Annotated in this window: 1 pseudogene; it reads left to right on the top strand. The window is 69.6% G+C overall.

Annotation, left to right across the window (positions count from 1 at the left end):
* Positions 1-709: pseudogene (locus ABD323_RS42495) on the top strand (hypothetical protein); the annotation flags it as partial.
* Between the last annotated feature and the right edge of the window lie 71 nt (positions 710-780).

Below are 780 nucleotides of genomic sequence, written 5' to 3'. Positions count from 1 at the left end.
CGGGATCCCGCACGTCCCGGTCCAGCAGTGGCTGGTGGTGGACACCCCGGAGGGCGCGGACGAGATCGGCCGGCCGTCCGGGCCGGACATGGACAACTACCGGATGCGTGACTTCGCGCTCCAGGCGATCGCCAACCGGCAGACCCTGGGCACCGACAGCCGGCACCGGACGTCCGCTCAACTGGTGCTCCACAAGGGCCAGTTGGTGTCCACCGTGCTGATCGGCGTGACCGTGATGAACAACACCCTGCGGGTCTCGGTCTCCGGCCACGCGCTCGGTCCGCTGCACGGGCTGTTCGGCGCCAAGCCGAAGCCCAAGGAGCTCAAGGTCCCGAAGACCGGCAAGTTCTGGGAGGAGCGCACCGTCATCCTCCCGCTGGTGAACAACGACGACGTGGTCCGGCAGGCCCTCCGCGCGCCGTTCCACAAGTTCCCCACCCTGCTCAGCTGGCTGGGCGGCGGGGTCTCGCTGCCGGAGCCGTTCTCGCTCCGCGGCGCCTGGGCCGACCGCACCTGGACCAGCCGGTTCAAGTCGGACGACGTGCTGTTCAGCGCCACCCCGGTGGTCCACGCCGTGATGGCCGCCACGGTGGAGTCCCTGGCCGAGCACGACGTCAACGTCGACCGGTTCAACAGCCGGATCGGCATCCTCAGGTCCGAGATGCAGGGCAGCCGCCCGTTCAAGGCCGACAACTACGACGCGGGCTGACCGGTACGACAGTGGGGCCGCACCGGTCGGTGCGGCCCCACTGTCATGTCGTCAGCCGGTCGAACCGTCAG

The organism is Kitasatospora nipponensis, assembly GCF_039528135.1.
GTDB classification, from domain to species: domain Bacteria; phylum Actinomycetota; class Actinomycetes; order Streptomycetales; family Streptomycetaceae; genus Kitasatospora; species Kitasatospora nipponensis.
This window is presented reverse-complemented; position numbering and strand designations above follow the sequence as displayed.